This window comes from Methylocaldum marinum (assembly GCF_003584645.1).
Taxonomy (GTDB): Bacteria; Pseudomonadota; Gammaproteobacteria; order Methylococcales; family Methylococcaceae; genus Methylocaldum; species Methylocaldum marinum.
Genome location: NZ_AP017928.1, coordinates 4,621,659 through 4,632,821, shown reverse-complemented (window position 1 = coordinate 4,632,821; position 11,163 = coordinate 4,621,659). Strand labels below are relative to the sequence as shown.

Below are 11,163 nucleotides of genomic sequence, written 5' to 3'. Positions count from 1 at the left end.
CCCCTCAACCGCTGTGTCCGTCGGTCAACGCCGCGCTGACCAGCCGAATGCCCGTCTCGAGCGTGTCCTCGCGATGCCGCGAATCCCGCTCCAGCGTCAATACCAGCGCATCTTTCGCACGCGCCGCATCCAGCGGTATCTCGAGCCGCACTTCCCGGCCCGGTTCGGCATCGTCGAGTTCGAGCGTGGCTTCCGCCAGGCGCATCGGGATCAAGACCGGCTCGTCCGGCTTCGCGACGCCGTAGCGAACCCGGAACCGAACGCCACCGGAGACGCGCTCCCGCGTCACGAACCCGAGCCTCAGTACCGGCGCATGCGCCGGCGCTTCCGCCCGCATCCACGCCCGGATGTACCGCCCCGGCGCGGAAACCACGAAATTCCTGAGCCGTCCGGCGATATGGCCTTTCTTCCCGCGGAACCCGAAAACGGCCCGCAGGCCGGCGTGTTCGGCGCTGTCCCGCGACCTTCCGAATTCGCTGAGCTTGAGCTGTCCGGTCTCGCCGTCGAGGCTCAGCAAGGTCAGGCCCTCCCGGTAATCGGCCTGCAGCGAGAGTTCATGCCAGACACGCCGCCTGTCCTCCGACGGTTCCGGAGATCCCAGGATTTTCTTGCCGTCCAGGCTGAGATAATGGAGCGCATTCCGGTCCCGCGACGTCCCCCAGTCGGCGCGCATGCCGCGGAAGGTCTTTCCCGGATCGTTCGCTTCCACACGCTGTTCGAATCCTTCCAAGCTCTCTTCGGGTAGGTCCGAGATCTGTTCGGGAAAAACGCCGACATAAGCATGGACCTGGATCGGCGGCTCTTTTTCCGGGCCGGCCTGCGCGGTGAAAAATGCCGGCCGATTGCCGATCTCGAATCGTAAAGCCCCTTCCCCGTCCAGCTTGAAAAGGGCGGCCGCCTCTTCGGCGTTCGGCTTCCAGCCCTGCTCGGCCGGAAGCGTGCCGAAGCGGGCATCGTATTCGAGCAGGATGCGGACCTTGTCGAAAGGAATGCCGACCGGGGATTCGCCTTCGGGCTCCGCGACCGGAAACGCGTCCGGCCGCCAGTCGACCCCGCGCCAGAAGGCCGGAGCGCCGTTGATATCCAGGCTTGCCGGATCGATGAGCACGGGCCGTATCGCCGGCGAAGGCGGCCGCAGCGGCGATGCCTGGTCCGGGCAGGCGGTCGGAAGCGGCGGCGGCTCCGGCGGCGGCGGTTGCGGGATGACATCGCCCGGCTCCGGGGGCGGTATCAGACCGCCGGGCTCCGGGGGCGGATTCGAGACGCCGAACTCGACCAGCGGCGGCAGCCGGTAATCGCCCTCGAAGAGGTATTGAGCCAACAGGCCGACGGGGCCGAATTCGTTGACCTTGGCGCGCACGCTCGCCAGCCGGATCGGGGTCAGCAGAAACGAGAACACGCCCATCTCCGACCCGTTTTCGGCACCCCGCAACAGCGGTTGCGGCGCCACGATCGACAATTGCGCGTACTGCGGGTCGCCGAAGCGCGTCGAATTGAACGCGGATTCCGGAATCGGTGCGTGAAAGTCGCGGTAGCGGGGGGGCATTCTGACGCCTTCGCCGGGTTCGCTGGCGCTGAAGCGGAAGCAGCCGGCCTGGTTGTTCACCACGCTGACCCGGCCGTCGACGATCGAGTCCGATGCCTTGAGCACGGCCGACGAGACATCTCCGAACAGGGTCGAGCTCTCGATCACGGTGGTCCCGAACGGGTTCGACACTGCCCGCCGATCGGCCGTCTCCCGCGCATCCACGATCGATTCGCAGATCAAGAGTTCCTCGACCGTCGAAGGATCGTCGGGGTTGTCGCGCACCACGTGAACCGGACCCATGATGGAGCGGCGAATCATGAGCTTGCGCACCCGTGCCCGCACCAGCAAACGCAGGGCCGGGATGCGCAGGCCGTCGGCGCGCGCGCCGCCGGGGTCGAAGGTGGCGAAGCGGATTTCGATCCGGTCGAAGTCGAACTCTTCGGGGCCTGCTCCCGCCGCACCCTCGATCACGAAATCGGCGACCGCGCCCGCCGCCGGCGGGTTGCCCGGGTCGTTGACGCCGTACCAGCCGCCGTCGATCAGAAATCTCGTATCCCCGGATTGCGGAACCAGGTTGGCGCCGCCTTCGGCGAGCAGCACATAGGGCCGGCGCTGAGGTCCCGCTTGCAGCACCGCGTTTTCGATCGGGGTGTCGGCGCGGATGGACAGCGAATAAGTGCGGTTGTCGTCAATCAATAGGCCGTCGCCCTGGAGAACCCCGCCATCCGGCACCGTGCCGTCGGAGGCGACGCGGGAGGGGACCTCGTCCTGCGGAATCGGATCGCGGAGATAGGGTCCCGCGCCCACGTCGCCGGAAAACCCGTAGTGATAGAGACCCACCAGCGGATCGAAGCCGGGCTCGCCGGGCGGCACGCGGGCGAACCGTCCCTGCTCGGGACAGATCAGGAGTTCCGCCAGGTTGCCTTCCGGCTCGGGATGGCATGCGCGGCTGGAGAGGTTTGCCGCGGAAACCGCCGCGGTCGAGAACGGCGCTCCGGCCAGGATCTCCACCTGCGCCGGGTAAAGCCTGGCCTTGCCGGTCCGCGCCATCAGGCCGAGCGCCACCAGTGTCCGATACCAGTCCGGCGGATTGTCCGGGATGCCCGCGCCGAAGTCCTGCAGCCTCCGCCTGAGCGCCTGTTCGCTCGCGAATCGTATTTCCGGCACCCGGAACAGGGCTTGCTCGTCGGCCGGGGTCGGCGGGTTGGCGAGCTGGCGCAGCGCCTCGATATGACTGGGCGTAAGCTGATAGGCGACGTGTCCGAGCAGCCGGCAACGCATCGACTGGGTGACGTCCCATTCGAACGGCTGTCCGCAGCCCGGGCGCGAAAGCGGGCCCGGCAGGGCGGCGACGGCGTCCGGGTCGGGCGGGTCCGCGTCGATGAACAAGGGGATGTCGCGTCCGCTCGGATCGATCGTGAAAGTGCGCGGAAAGCCCTCGCCGCCGGGATCGGCCAGTTCCACGGGGTCCACCGCGGTCATCCGGTAAGCGCTCAGGCGATACAGATGGAAGTTGAGCTTGGTGATGCCGAAGCGCCCGTCGCGCCCCCGCAGCAAGCGCGCGTCCAGGGTGTGGAAGTACTCGTCGAACGGACCGTCGGCGATTTCCGCGCCCGCCGGGCGGCGCAGATCGGCGGTGCCGCCCGGGAGCGTCCCGGTGAAAAAGCCGCCGGCCCGGGGTACGGGATCGAGCCGGTGCCGGGTCCTGGCCAACCGCCGGAAACCTTCCACCAATACCACGTCCCAGCCGGACATGGCCCGCACCAGGGTATCCAGCAAATCCGGCGTTCCCCGCCGCCGTCGGAACCTCACGGCGTTGGCGACATCGACGCGGCGCCCCCGGCGGTCCTGCGCCGAAACCAGCCGCGCGCCGACCAGATCGCCGATGTAGGGCACCGCCCAGTCGTCGCAAGTTTCGATATGCTGGTCTTCCCACAGGCGGTCGATGGAGCGGCGGCTGCGCGCGGCCTCGGCGCCGATCAGCTCCACGATCCGCCGGAGGACGCCCGGATTCGCGGCAATGCCGTCCTCGTTGCGGTAGACCTCAGGCACCAGCTGCCACAGCTTCTCGGTGTAGTAGCTCTCGTAACCGTCCCGGACTGCATTCGCGTCGTTCATGGTCAGGCCCCTACGCCATCGGGCCGCGGCGCGGCGCCGATCGGATCCACGCCGGTCACCGTTACGCTGCCCGGCGCGGTGAAGTCGAGATATTTGCCCGTTTCCATACAGGTGCCGGCGGAATTCGACAGCAGCGGCCCGCCGCTTCCGGTGGAGAAGCTCAGGCCGCTGACGGCGATGACGCCCGGCACCCGGGCGACCGCCTCGTATAGAACGCTGGGCCAGAAGGTTCCGCCGATGCGCGCCTGCTCGAGGCTCAGCACGCCGCTTCCGGGCGCGGTCAGTTCGGCGAGCGCCGCCGCGGCGACCGTCTCTTTCACGTAGCGCTCATCGACCTCGACGCCGACCGAAACGGTCGCCGGAATCGGCACGGCTTTCGTCACCTCGATGGGAATCGTCGGGTCCGCCTGGGCGCGCAGCGCCTCGGCGATGACCGCCGCATCGGCCTCGCCGATGTACTGCACCACGACGCCGGCCTGCATTTGCGCCGGAATCCACAGCCATTCCGCCTTGGCCTGCACGATGCCCGCCTGCGATCGAGCCAGGGCCTCGAAGTCCGCCGCGGAAACCGCGCGTCCGAACAGCAATGCCGAGCGGGGAGCGTTGGTGCGCAGCTGCTCCGGCCGATCCGGGTCCTTGCCGGGGTCGGCGGCCAGCGGAGCACGCACCCCGCGCAGACCTTTCACCGCGCCGGCAAGCTGGGTGATGGCCCCGGCCGGCGGCGCGGCCGCCCCCGCCCCGAACCGGTAATTGGCGACCACGTTCTTCACGCCCGACGGAAGCCGCGCGCCCCGCACGCCGTCGCCGAAGGTCACGAACGTGTTCCCGCTATCGTCGTGGCGCACGGTATAAACGGTGTGCTCGGGTCCGGCGCCGAAGAAGGTATCCACCCGGTTCCAGAGCACGCCGTTGACCCACACATGGAGGGTGCTGACCGGCATCGCACCCGCACCGGGGGAGGCGAGCGGCAGATAGGTCAGCGGCTTCTTGCGCAATTTGAAGCGCTGGTTCGCGATCCGTGCGTTGCCGTCGCCCAGAACCTCGCCGAAGACGCTCTCCCCGCGCGTGGTCTGGACGACGTTGCCGTAGATCGTCAGCGGCAGGCGGAAAGGCGCGGCGGGCAGCTGCTCTACGGACAGCGCCTGGAAACTGGCCCTGCCGTCCGCCGTGAAGGTGATGCGCCCGTCGACCGCCACACCGCTGCGGGCCGCATCGGCGAGCAGAAATACCTGTTCCAGCACGCCCGTCACATTGCCGGTTTGCGCCGGTCCCGCAGTCGTGGCGCCGGCCACCGCTTCCGGAGGCGGCTCGACGATTCCGTCCAGCGGAACGCCTTCCGGATCGGCGAGATCGGCCGCGCCGAGCTCGGTCTTGCCGACGTTGGTGGCTTGGCCGCCGTCGACGAAGTCATGGAGAAACGTCAGTTCCTCCGGGTTGGACACGAACGAGGCCGGCAGCGCCGGCTGTAGCGTCAGTTCGGTCGCGGCCACCGTCGGCGAAGGGATCGTCATCGACAGGTCGGGTTTATTGTCCGGCTGGGGAATCTCCACGGTCTGGGACGGGATGCTCTTGAGTCTCACCGCAGCGGCCCGCACCGAACTGACGGTTCCGAACGCATACTCGGCTTCAGCGCTGCCGAGATTGCGCGCCACGATGACCGGGTCCGAGCGCCGGAAAGTGCCGGGCGCCTGATCGAAGAAAACCCGTGTCCCGCCGGAGACGTTCTCGACCGGCGCCGGCGTGCTCTTGCCGCCGTTCTCGATGACCGGGGTATTGTTCGTCGGCATCGCGGTCTGCGTCGGTCTCCGCGCGCGCAAGGCCGACAGATCGGTTTCCGCCGCGATCCTGACGGCCGGCTCCAGGGCGACCCGGATGTAGGTCAGGGCATCCTTGCCTTCGAAGGGCTCGGCCGCGGCGACCCGCGTTACCGGCGGGTCCACCGGATTCGCCGCGCCCGCCTGCCTGCTGTCGAACAAAACCAGCTCGCCCGCCGCCAGTCCGAACCCGGCGGTCTCGAACAGCAGCGTCTGAACGTTCGCCCCGCCGGCCGGCGCCGCATCCACCGTGGGACGCCGCTTGAAGCGGGTAAGCTTCCACTGGTTCTTCAACGGATGGATGGTGTGTGCCGCCGTGGTTTCGAAGACCTGGGGCGGCTCCTGGCCGAAAGCGCCGGAGCGGAAACCGGTGGCCGGCGGCAGGGTCACGGCCGCGGCGCCGTCGGCGAGCGCCGCCACTTTGGCGGTTGCGGCCACGCCGGAGCTGGGCGTGTAGCCGAGCAGCTCGACGATACGCCGCAAGGACGGCCGCCGGACCGCCGTGCGAATGTAAGTTTCGTTCGCCGCTCGCTCGTCGTAGAAGCCGAGCACGTCGGACACGTAGGCCCACATTTCCAGCCACATCAGCCCGAAATCGTCCCCCGACGGGCGCCAGCCGGCGAGCGCTCCCGGATCGGCCCCGAGCGCCCGGAGCAGGTCGCGGCGCACCTCGGCGAAGCCCCGCAACTGTCTCGGTAGCGACGAAAGCCCCGCCGGCAGGTTCTCCAGGGGCGATACCGGGTTACGGTCGCAACAGCTCATGCTCCCCCCTCCAATACCAGATTCACCGATCCGCGCTCGGGCTTGAGCGGCGAATTCTCGACCCGGATCAACTCATCGTCGGCGACTTCGAAGGCCAAGGCTTCGAAAACGTGAAACTCGGTCACCCCGTGCGTGCGAATTTCGATGCCGGTCACCGCCTCGACGCCCTCCACCGCCACGATGGCGGCTTCCAGGGCGCTCCGCCGCAACGGCGTTCCGAAGGTGAAACGGTCGGGATCGAAAAAGCCCGGCTTGGGTCCGGCGCCGCCCTTACCGAACAGGGCTTCGAGCACGCGCGCCCGAACCTGCCCCGGAAAAGCGCTGCGGGCGACGCAGATGTTCACCACTAGGTCGAGATTGACGAACTTCGGGTCCTTCACGATCACTTCGCGCCCGGCCTGGCGGCGGCAATGGAGCAAGGCTTCCACCCGCTCGCGCCGTTCCGGTGAGAGTTCGAAGGCGTCCAGCGGATCCACCGCGGTGATCGCCGACAGCCACGACCCGGTCCAGCGGAAACTGCCTTGCGCCCGCTGCACGAAGTCCAGTTTTTCCGCCTGGGCGCCGTAATCTTCCGGCCGCACCGCGAAGAAGGTCTCGGACTTGTAGGCTTCCGGCATCAGCAGCTTGATCTCCGAAGCGCTCTCGGGATCGACGCCGTTAGTTACCGGGAACGGATTGCCCACCGCGGTGACCCGGCTTTCCAGCGGACTGGCCTCGGTGCCGATTTTCAGGGCGCTCACCGCGCCGGCGGGAACGTTCGCCTTCGCGCCCGCACCCAGCCGATACCGCACCTCGAACAGCGCGTCCTTGGCGGGAACCCGCCCGAACTCGCCGTCGCCGAAACGCACCGTGTAGCCGGCGCCGGTGGCGTAATCGCGATGAACGAGCTCGCGGCCGCCCAGCCAGCGCCCGACGATGCGCCGCCAGGTCCCGTCCTCGAGCGTGAATACGGCGTCGTCGCTGCCCTCGTTGATCAGCGTGCGCCGGAAGGACCATTTCCGGGGAGCGCCGCCGCTAGCCTCGGCGATCTCGAAAACCTGTACCTCGGGCACCGTGCGCCGCAGATCCTCGGCCGGATCGGCGAAGGCCAGGCCGTTCTCGTCGGTGCCGGGCAGGCTCAGCAGGTAAATCGGCGGCCGCGACGCACTTTCCTGTTCCAAGTCCTCGCAGAGATTCCGCCGGGCCAGCAGGCTTGGGTCCGCCTGCGAAAAAAGAGGGCCTTCCCGCTCCACCGCCGGTATCACCTCGTCGCCGTCCGCGAGCGGACCCAAGCGGAAGCCTTGGGTCCGCGTTTCGCCCGCCGTCGCCGGGACCAGGTTGCCGGAGAGCTGAAGCTCGCCGTAGGGAATCGGGAAAGGCAGCGCGTCCTCGTCCCGCCAGCGGATGCGGGCCACGTCGACGTCGAACAGGTCGTCGTGTTCCAGCCGGACGTCGACGACTTGCACGACGTGCAGCCTGTCGGTCTCGGAGGGATCGGCGGGGCGGTCTCGAAGCAGCAGCAACCGGCCGGCGCTCCACTGGTTCGCCGCGTTCTGATCGAACACGATCCCGCCGGGATTGTCGGGGTTGGCCGGATCGTTGCGGACGAACAGCTCGGTCGCCCCGGTCTCCAGGCATTCCTGGCCGTCGTCGAAGAGGTAAACCGTGAAGTTTCCCGGGTTCCAGCGCGCGTCAACATCGAGATCCGGGTTGTCGGTCCTTTCGCGGAGGGTTTCGCCCAGCTCGAAGCGAATCGGCGCCGAACCCTCCGACAATGCCCAGACCGGCCACCCTTTTTTCACCGACTTTACAGGCTGGTTTTGTTTCTGCACGACCGTCAATTCGAGCAGCGTGCTCGCCATGCGGCCGTCATGGATTTCGTAATCGAGCAGGCGCGCCTTCTTGCGCAGCGAGCGCCGCTCGGTCGCGGTTTCCAGGTACGCTTCCCGGTTGTGCCGGTCCTGCAGATAGGACATCTCGTCGCCGAGCGCGGCCAGGGCTTCCAGCAGCATCACGCCGACATCGGCTTCGAGGGTCATTTGCCAGTCGGGATAGCGCTGCGCCGCGAAATCCAGGAGCGCGTTTCTCAAGCTGACGAAGTCGCGCGCCAGATAATCGACCGGGAAATCGACCAGGTCTTCGGGCGCACACGCTCTCACCGGTTCGGCGCAGTCCAGCCTGTCCTCGCAGCCGACTTTGAAGGAGAACCGGACGTCGTTGAAGAAGCGGTCGATTCTCGCGTCGTCGATCCTGAGGCGGTACTCGGTGAAATCGCCCGGCTCGGCGACGCAGATTTCCAGGTATCGCCGGCCCGCCGCCGTGTCATCGTCCCAGCGCATTCCGCCGGGACCGGGACAATCCGCCACCTCGACGTCCGGCGCCGCGCCGCGCGGGTTGTAGATGCGGAAATCGGCGGGGCTCAGGGGTTGCGGTATCGCCTGCGGGTCGCCGACATCCTCGAACGGCGGACGAAGGTCGCGCGGATCGGTGAGGAAGTACACCCGCAGAACGGTCTGATCGCACTTGTCCACGATCTGCACGAACTCGATCCCGGTGAAGTCTTCCGACCGCGCGCGGAGCGCGGATAGTCTGTCGCCTGGCGCGGGCATCAGAGGGTCACCTCCAGGTTGAGGACTTCCTGGTCGCCGCGAGCCTTGAGGGTATAGGCGATGACCACGTCGAGCCGTCCGTTCTCGAACGAGGCGTCGACCCGGTCCACCTTGATGATGCTGCCGAGCCAGCGGTCCAGGCTCTGGAACACGGTCGCCTGGAGCAGAGTCGCGGTTTCCCGGCTGCTCGGGGAGAACACCAGGCGCCGCAACCCGGCGCCGAAATCCGGCCGGTTCACCCGCTCGCCCGGTGCGGTCAGCAGAACCTGCTTGATCAATTGCACGACATAGGCCTGGTAGTCCGACTCCTTGCGGAACCGGCCCAGGGCACCGTCGACCGCGACGGGATAATGGAAACCTTCGAAACGCGCCGGCATCTAAAGCACCTCCATGGCCCCGTCGTTGACTTTGTACGAGGCCGCCGAGAGTTCGGTCTTGCGGCCGCCGGCCGCTTCCTGCCGGACGGTGGAACTCTTGTGCAGGATCTCCTGCGCCGTCAGCTTGATCTGCGATCCGCTATCGTTCTCGATGATGATTTCGCCGTTGCCGTCATCGATTCGCAGGGTGAATTTCCTGGTTTTGAAGAACTTGATCCTGGGATCGGCGTCGGCCTGGTCCACGTCGTTCTCGGCCCAGAAACAGCCGGTCCAGATCGGGTATGAGACATCGCCGGCCTCGAATTCGATCCAGACCCCGGTCCCGACCTCGGGCATGGCGTAAAAGCCGAGGCTCGGTCCGGCGTACGGTACGCACGGCATCGCCCAGACCTGCTTGGTGTCCAATACCGCCGGCACCGTCACTTGGAGCCGTCCGCGCTTGTTCGGGTCGACATTGTCGACGACCGTTCCGCGATATTTCCCGTAATACTGAGTGCGCCCTTCGGCCGCGTTCGCCGTTACATCGTTCATCACGAGCCTCCCAGCGCGTTGCGGAGCAACTCGATGCGCATCTTGTGGGCGGTTGAGTCCACCGTGTGCGTGACCGCCTTCACGAAATAGTCGCCGCTGTTCAATTGTCCCGCGCCGCTCACGCGCACGACCTGGTGCGGCGCGACGAAAGCGTGCAGCGCCTGCACGCTGGTTTCCGCCGTGGCCTGCACCGACCAGGAGGCATCGTTGAGGGCGGCCTGCGTGCGTACCCGCGCCTCCTGGGCGTCGCCCGCCGTGACCAGTTTCCGGGTTCGCGGCTGCTTCGGCGCCGGCGCCTCTTCGCCCAGGGTTTCCGTGGTCGATTCCGGCGCCTCGGTCTCGGTCACCTCGCCGCTGTCGGCATCGACCCGTGCGATGGGGCCGGACTGGTTCGGCGTTTCCGCGTTCGATTGCAGCTCGAAGCTGGCCACGTTGGAGCAGCCGTCTCCGCTATTGAGCTTCAGCTCGGCCACGTCTTCCGGCGCGAGCGGCAGGGGCGGCGCGAATCCCGGCGAATTGGCCGCCGGCCGCGGCGGAGACGGCTTGAAATGGGCGGTTTCGGTGAGCTCGAAACCGGCCAGACCTTCACCGGCTTCCCAGTCGATCCAGAAACGGGCGTCATTGCGTCCGGCCAGCTTGTCCAGGAACGCGAGATCGGTTTCGGTCTGGTTCAAGGTCGTGGTGTTTTCCTCGTAGCTGATCTCGGTATCCGTAACGTCGACTTCGAAGCCGTAACGCTCCAGGATTTGTCTTGCGATATCGCTCGCCCGCCCCTGGTGCGCTTCGTTGCGCTCCTCCCGGTTCATGACCGCACGCCGATCCTGGCACATGATCTCCAGAGACGATCCCGAGCCGCCTTCGGCCAGGTTCACCTTGCGTTCGGTGATGATCCCGTGCGCCAGGACGCGACGCTCGCCGTTGAGGTAAGCCATCACGGTGACCTCGGTATCGGGATCGCCGGGATTCAGCCTTTCGTCGTCGAGCAGATTGAATTCGCCCCGGCAGATGTCGATCGCAAATTTGATACGGAAGGTGGTCGGACCCTCTATGCTCTGCTGTACCTCGATCTCCGCCGCTTCCTCGCTGAGCGCGTTGTCCGGCTGTCGATCGATCGCAATCTGGTAGCGGATGTCCCTCATCGATCTCTCCCGTTACCGCGCCATCCCGGGAATCTTCAGCCGTTCCGCTTCTTCCAGCGCGTCCGGCAGCAATGCGCCGTTCACTTCGGCGATGCGCCAGTACCCGTACGGGTCGGCCAGGAAGGAGTTGGCCAGGTGGTCCAGGCGTTGCCCCTGCTTCCTGACATATTCGCCGATGGCTCTTTCCACGGGCGGCTCGATCATGGGCAGCGCCTTGACCTCGCGGCCGCGGCGGTCGATGACCGAGTAAGGCTCCAGCGCCGGCTTGACGTATCGGCTCTTGCGGTCGAAAACGGCCATTCAAAT

The 11,163-nt window shown here is 67.0% G+C and carries 7 protein-coding genes; all 7 read right to left on the bottom strand.

Going from position 1 to position 11,163, the window contains the following annotated elements; genetic code table 11:
- Nucleotides 1–4: 4 nt before the first annotated feature.
- From sS8_RS20700 to sS8_RS20670, 7 genes are read right to left on the bottom strand one after another with little or no spacing between them, the layout of a single operon-like run.
- Nucleotides 5–3,646 (bottom strand): hypothetical protein, encoded by a 3,642-nt coding sequence (locus sS8_RS20700; protein WP_119631424.1) that lies wholly within the window; start codon nt 3,644–3,646, stop codon nt 5–7.
- A gap of 2 nt (nt 3,647–3,648) precedes the next feature.
- Nucleotides 3,649–6,222 carry a baseplate J/gp47 family protein gene (locus tag sS8_RS20695; RefSeq protein ID WP_119631423.1) on the bottom strand — a complete coding sequence of 858 codons (2,574 nt, stop codon included), beginning with the start codon at nt 6,220–6,222 and terminating at the stop codon, nt 3,649–3,651.
- The gene (locus sS8_RS20690) at nt 6,219–8,810 is read right to left on the bottom strand and encodes a baseplate J/gp47 family protein (protein ID WP_119631422.1); all 2,592 of its coding nucleotides are present in this window, start codon (nt 8,808–8,810) and stop codon (nt 6,219–6,221) included. The genes sS8_RS20695 and sS8_RS20690 overlap by 4 nt, the downstream gene beginning before the upstream one ends.
- Complete coding sequence (locus tag sS8_RS20685; RefSeq protein WP_119631421.1) at nt 8,810–9,187, bottom strand: GPW/gp25 family protein; 378 nt, start codon at nt 9,185–9,187, stop codon at nt 8,810–8,812. Before sS8_RS20685 ends, sS8_RS20690 begins: the two co-directional genes overlap by 1 nt.
- Nucleotides 9,188–9,718, bottom strand: coding sequence for a phage baseplate assembly protein V (locus sS8_RS20680; protein WP_119631420.1), 531 nt, complete (start codon nt 9,716–9,718; stop codon nt 9,188–9,190).
- A complete protein-coding gene (locus sS8_RS20675) occupies nt 9,718–10,857 on the bottom strand; it encodes a phage late control D family protein (RefSeq protein ID WP_119631419.1) in 1,140 nt (379 codons plus the stop codon). Before sS8_RS20675 ends, sS8_RS20680 begins: the two co-directional genes overlap by 1 nt.
- A 12-nt stretch (nt 10,858–10,869) precedes the next feature.
- Entirely contained in the window at nt 10,870–11,157 is a 288-nt protein-coding gene (locus sS8_RS20670) for a hypothetical protein (protein ID WP_119631418.1), read from the bottom strand.
- Nucleotides 11,158–11,163 lie beyond the last annotated feature (6 nt).